Raw genomic sequence first — 4,901 nt, 5'->3', positions numbered from 1 at the left:
GGTATATAATGTATATATAGGGGGGGACATTTTATGAATTTCAGCAATATTTTTATTCAAGTTGCAGTTTTATTTATAATTATTTTAGTAGGATATTTTGTCAGAAAATTCAACTTATTAGATGAACACTGTACATCTAAACTTTCAAATTTGACAATGACTATTTTTTTACCATCTATGATAATTAGTTCTATGCAGATTAACTTTGATAATAAAATGATACAAAAAATACTACTATTATTATTTATATCTTTAGTTATGTATATAGTTTCTATTATAATTGCTTTTTTGTTAAAATACATTTTAAAATGTGAAGACACAAAAGACCTGGGGATATATCAGTATATAGTCGTTTTTTCAAATGTAGCTTTCATGGGTTATCCTGTAATTGAAGCAGTTCTAGGCCATGAGGCTATATTCTACACTGCTATTTTTAATTTGCCATTTAACTTGTTTTCTTTTACTTTGGGAATTTACTTATTATCTAAAGGTAGCACCACTAAAGGATTTTCAATGAAATCACTTATAAGTCCTGCTACAATAGCAGTAGTTATTGGTTTATTTTTATTTATAACAGGACTTAGATTACCTCAGTTTATAAATGATCCACTTAAGATGTTAGGAAATATGACTACCCCAATATCTATGATTATTATTGGTAGTTTACTTGCTAATTCTTCAGCAATAGATTGTTTTGTAAATAAAAGATTATATCTAGTTACTATTGTAAGATTATTAGTACTTCCTGTGATTATATACTTTATTTTAAAAGGGTGGGTTAATGATAAAATGATTTTAGCTATACCAGTAGTAATTTCTTCTATGCCTGCTGCTGCAAATACTGCTATATTTGCTAATCAATATGACTCTAATGTAACATTAGCCTCACAATGTGTATTTTTTACGACATTATTTTCAGTTATATCTATACCTTTTATAAGTATTTTTTTACTATCTTGATTTATTCTTTTATGTATTATATAATGATATACTCAATAAATTACAAATATAAACAATTTATTATAGTATATTGATGGAATTTTTTCCTAGATATTTGTCAATAATATCTATATGTATGATAGAATAGGAGGCTTAAATATGGATATAGATTTACTCTTTAAAATAGTATTTGCTATAGTTGCTATAGGCGTTTCTGTAAAAATTATAAAAACTGTTGCTAGTCTAGCTTTTAAAGTAGCTTTGATATTGCTAATAATTCTATTTGTATATAGAATGTTTTTATAAATTTTCGATAATAAAGTTTTTAAAATATAATAGAGAAGTAATATTAAATTATCTTTAATGAAAATTCTTTATTAATAGATAATCTATTCCACTTCTCTATTTTTATTGGAATGAGTTAAATTAAATCTTTACTATATCTTCCCATCATATAAACATCTTCAAATTTTCCATCTCTAATTACAGCATATTTTTTTGTTCCTTCTATTTCAAATCCCAGTTTTTTGTATAACTTTAGACCCTTTTCATTGTCTACAATTACTTCTAATCCCACTCTCATCAACTTAATCCAATTATCTGCTATGTCTAAAAGTTGTTCCATAAGCTTTTGACCTACTCCCATACCATGGTACTTTTCATCAACAGTTATGCCTAGTTCTGCACTATGTCTTAATTTTGGAGATGGATTCACATGTAAACCAGCAAAACCGATTACATTTTTTTCTCCATCATTATCAATTTCAGCCACAAACATATAATCATTTTCGCCTAGAGAATCTAGCATAGCTATAGTTTTATCCAGTCTATCACTCATTAATGCTAGTGTATTTCTCATAACATTATATGCTCTTCTCATTTCGTTAATCGCTTGTGCATCTTCCCTTCTTACTGGTCTTATTGTTATATCTAATGCTTTACTCATACTGGATTCCCCCTTAAATATAACCCTCATTTTAAATTAATATTTTATTTTATACTGTTTAAATCTATGTATGCTTCTATCTGAGGTATATATATCATATTATCCTTTATATGTGTGCTTCCAAACTCTTTTAGTTCAGTTCCATCTTTATCTTTAGTTATTTTGTATTTAATTGATTCTTCTCCTTCATTTACTTCAGCATAAAAAAACATCCCTTCATATTGTTTAAATCTAAAATTAAAATTATCTTTAGTAAGCTTTATTATCATAATATTTTTTACTCCTTATACAATTAATCTTTTTAATTATTATTAGTTATACACAAATTGTTTATTCATATGAATATATTATAACTTATCATTTATTTAGTATAAAGTCATAAATATAAATAACTATACCTATTTTACAATATAACTTTAATTGATATATAATATATTTATATAAATTAAAGTCTGTGAGGTGAAATATGAGTAAAAAAATAAAATATTTTTCTTTAATCCTTTTTCCGATTGCTTTGTTTTTAAATTTCATAGCAAGTAAAATTCCATATATTGTTGAAAAATATTACTCTCAAGCCATAGATAAAAAAATTGTACAACTATTAAGTAAAGTTTCAGGAATATTTCCATTTTCCATATACGAAATTACAATGTACATAATAGTTATATCTATTTTTTTATTTTTATGTTCTATTGTTTTTACAATTTTCAAGAAAGGTAGGAGTTTAGAGACATTTTTAAAGAATTCTATTTTAAACATATTATCTATTTTATCAATAGTTTATTTTCTTTTCGTAGTGCTTTGGGGTATAAACTACAATAGAGTTCCACTTGAGATTACCCTTATTGACCAATATAATTTAGAAAACAACGCTTCTGTACAATCAAAGCAACATAGTACTAAAGAACTTACTGAGCTATATAAATTTTTGGTAACTAAAGCAAATGAAACTAGAAAACTTACACTAGAAGATAAAAATGGTGTTGTAAAATCTAATACAGATTATAAAGGTGTCATAAATAGAGCTCAATTAGGATATGATAAAATTTTAGATATTTTACCTAGTGTTAGTGGTAGTTATTCTAAGCCAAAGTATATTATTTCATCACATCTTATGTGCTATACAGGAATAACTGGTATATATTTTCCCTTTACAGGTGAGGCAAATGTGAATATTGCAATCCCTGACTTATATATTCCTTGTACAGTTGGTCATGAAATGGCACATCAGAGGGGATTTGCTAGTGAAGATGAGGCTAACTTTATAGGTTATCTCGCTTCAATAAAACATTCTGATATTGATTTTAATTATTCTGGCTATGTTTTGGCCTTAAATTATACTGCTTCTGCTTTAAGCAAAGTTGATTATAATGCATATGCTGATATTTCTGCTGGTATTTCCGAGTCTGTTCGTAGGGATTTAAAAAATGATAGTGAATTTTGGCAAAGATATGAAGGTAAAATTGATAAAATTTCCAATGAGTTTAATAATTCTTATTTAAAAGCTAATGGAATTGCTGAAGGCACTCAAAGTTATGGTAAAATGGTTGATTTATTGCTAACTTATTATAAGTTATATCCTTATAATTAAGAATACTTATAGAGAATAGAAAATAGATAAAAAATAATTATTTTTTATCTATTTTTATATTATTTAATAGTTTGTTTTTTATAAATTCATTATAAAAAAACAAACTATTCATAAGTATTTACTACATGTATACTTATAATATAAGTAAGAATTATAGTATATATCCTTAAAAAAGTTCTAAATTAAATATCATTCATTATCTTTTTTATCCAATAAAAAAAAGCACCTATCAAAATCTGATATATGCCCATAATCTTATGTATATCTGTCTATTGTATATCTATTTATAAGATTCATTTCCACAATTAAAATGCATCTGTAAAAAAGTCTATTTCCATTGGAACAATAAGTATTTAACTGGTTTAACACCAATTAAGTGTATACTTGATTTTATCTTATTAGTGTCAAATATTACTTATAGTAATTTTCTAATACATTAGTAGCTATTGATTTTCCTTGAAAATCTTTCATCCAAGTCTCATATGCTGAATTTTTCCATACACTACCATCGTTAAATGTTACTTGCTTTACGCATGATATAATATACTTCACATCATGATTTCCAGTTGATTGGTTCCATTTATCAAACAATAGAGAAGCATCATTTTGATTCTTACCTGGAACTATTGCATTTTTCTTTGCATATTCCTTCTCCATTTGTTGCCATTCTTTCAGCCATTTTTCTACCCATGCCTTACCTTGTTGTTTTTCAAACATATTTATTATGTCCTTTGATGGTGATTGTTGCATTTTCCTATAAATATGTGAGTATGCTTTTTCAGATACAGGAGATATCCCTGCCACAATGCCATAATCTACACGACCATCTGGACTAAACCCAACACTTCCTACTTCTCCATTTGTCGCCACATTTTGAGCATCCCAATATAGTTCAAGTGGTTTTCCGTTTTTATCATATGCAAGACACACAATTTCATAATCCATGATTGCCTTTTTACTGTTATTCTTAAAACTTATAACATTACTAGGCCAATGATATGGACTATCATCAAATTGTATTTTGCTATTGTTTATGGCTAGTGGAAGATTTTTGTTATTGGCAATACCTTTGCTATTTGAAATATCTAAAACTTTCTGTGTTGAAGTACTTTCTAAATTTGTTAAGTATACACTTGTTTGTTCTGAATTGGTTGTATTAAGAGAAAAGGCCTTTGTCGTGCCAGTAACCAATAAAGCAATAACCAAAATAGACAAGCTAGATATTTTTTTATATCCCATAGTTTGCTCTCCTTTCTATTATTAATCTTTACTAAAACATTTTGTAAAATTCATTAATATTTATGTTAACATAATACATCAATAGTTTTAGTAACTAAATATTACCATAATAGTAATTATATTACAATACTACTGTTGTAATTTTCATTTTAGTAAATATAATTTTATTAGGATAAATATAGAATT

Annotated in this window: 6 protein-coding genes; 3 read left to right on the top strand and 3 right to left on the bottom strand. The window is 26.1% G+C overall.

All coding sequences use genetic code 11. The annotated features are described in order from the left end of the window. Positions 1-33 precede the first annotated feature (33 nt). Together KGF50_RS20355 and KGF50_RS20350 are read left to right on the top strand one after the other, a co-directional pair. The gene (locus tag KGF50_RS20355) at positions 34-960 is read left to right on the top strand and encodes an AEC family transporter (protein WP_227849745.1); all 927 of its coding nucleotides are present in this window, start codon (positions 34-36) and stop codon (positions 958-960) included. Positions 961-1,098: 138 nt separating this feature from the next. Further along, a complete protein-coding gene (locus KGF50_RS20350) occupies positions 1,099-1,245 on the top strand; it encodes a hypothetical protein (RefSeq protein WP_227434777.1) in 147 nt (48 codons plus the stop codon). Between the two features lie 115 nt (positions 1,246-1,360). Here KGF50_RS20350 and KGF50_RS20345 read toward each other — a convergent pair whose 3' ends face one another. Continuing rightward, a complete protein-coding gene (locus tag KGF50_RS20345; RefSeq protein WP_227849744.1) occupies positions 1,361-1,885 on the bottom strand; it encodes a GNAT family N-acetyltransferase in 525 nt (174 codons plus the stop codon). Positions 1,886-1,929: 44 nt separating this feature from the next. Beyond that, positions 1,930-2,154 carry a hypothetical protein gene (locus tag KGF50_RS20340; protein WP_227849743.1) on the bottom strand — a complete coding sequence of 75 codons (225 nt, stop codon included), beginning with the start codon at positions 2,152-2,154 and terminating at the stop codon, positions 1,930-1,932. Positions 2,155-2,351: 197 nt separating this feature from the next. On the opposite strand from KGF50_RS20340, the gene KGF50_RS20335 reads away from it, so the two are divergent. Continuing rightward, on the top strand, positions 2,352-3,476 hold the full coding sequence (locus KGF50_RS20335) for a DUF3810 domain-containing protein (protein ID WP_227849742.1): 1,125 nt from the start codon (positions 2,352-2,354) through the stop codon (positions 3,474-3,476). Positions 3,477-3,887: 411 nt separating this feature from the next. Here the strand turns inward: KGF50_RS20335 and KGF50_RS20330 are convergent, their stop codons facing one another. Further along, on the bottom strand, positions 3,888-4,715 hold the full coding sequence (locus tag KGF50_RS20330; RefSeq protein WP_227849741.1) for a DUF5780 domain-containing protein: 828 nt from the start codon (positions 4,713-4,715) through the stop codon (positions 3,888-3,890). Positions 4,716-4,901 lie beyond the last annotated feature (186 nt).

Source organism: Clostridioides sp. ZZV15-6598 (genome assembly GCF_020657705.1).
In the GTDB taxonomy this organism is placed as follows: Bacteria; Bacillota; Clostridia; order Peptostreptococcales; family Peptostreptococcaceae; genus Clostridioides; species Clostridioides difficile_F.
Note: the sequence above shows the minus strand (reverse complement) of the source record. Positions and strands in the feature narration are given on the sequence as shown.

Bases quoted from the DNA above. Each gene is read 5' to 3' on its own strand.
- KGF50_RS20355 (WP_227849745.1), top strand. From the start codon at position 34: ATGAATTTCAGCAATATTTTTATTCAAGTTGCAGTTTTATTTATAATT.
- KGF50_RS20350 (WP_227434777.1), top strand. From the start codon at position 1,099: ATGGATATAGATTTACTCTTTAAAATAGTATTTGCTATAGTTGCTATA.
- KGF50_RS20345 (WP_227849744.1), bottom strand. From the start codon at position 1,885: ATGAGTAAAGCATTAGATATAACAATAAGACCAGTAAGAAGGGAAGAT.
- KGF50_RS20340 (WP_227849743.1), bottom strand. From the start codon at position 2,154: ATGATAATAAAGCTTACTAAAGATAATTTTAATTTTAGATTTAAACAA.
- KGF50_RS20335 (WP_227849742.1), top strand. From the start codon at position 2,352: ATGAGTAAAAAAATAAAATATTTTTCTTTAATCCTTTTTCCGATTGCT.
- KGF50_RS20330 (WP_227849741.1), bottom strand. From the start codon at position 4,715: ATGGGATATAAAAAAATATCTAGCTTGTCTATTTTGGTTATTGCTTTA.